General features: G+C 43.9%; 1 protein-coding gene. It reads right to left on the reverse strand.

What is annotated here, in order from left to right; translation table 11 throughout:
- Positions 1 to 93: 93 nt before the first annotated feature.
- Positions 94 to 371, reverse strand: a 278-nt coding sequence (gene tnpA / locus QZV31_RS09465; protein ID WP_295359905.1) for an IS200/IS605 family transposase, incomplete at its 5' end; no start/stop codon positions are given.

The following is a 371-nucleotide window of genomic DNA, read 5'->3' on the forward strand; positions in this document are numbered from 1 at the left end:
TCCTGTGGTCGCCCCCTTAAGGGGGCACCGAAACGGCCCGACAATCACACTCTTATTACTGGCAGCCCCCTACTCGGGGGCTCTTTTTATGCCTTATTTCTCCGGCTCACCCGTAAACGGGTCAAACAGTTCTTTCATACTAATCTGGTCGTTGCTTATATCTTCTTGTAACTGGTTTCTTATGTACTGCCGTATCGCCGTCTCATATTTTCCCACGGTATCGACATAATATCCTCTGCACCAGAAATGCCTGTTCCCGTATTTATATTTCAAATTTGCATGTTTATCAAATATCATCAGACTACTTTTACTCTTCAAATAGCCCATGAATTCTGACACGCTTATATGAGGGGGAATCGTCACTAACATAT

The organism is uncultured Succiniclasticum sp., assembly GCF_902793885.1.
In the GTDB taxonomy this organism is placed as follows: domain Bacteria; phylum Bacillota; class Negativicutes; order Acidaminococcales; family Acidaminococcaceae; genus Succiniclasticum.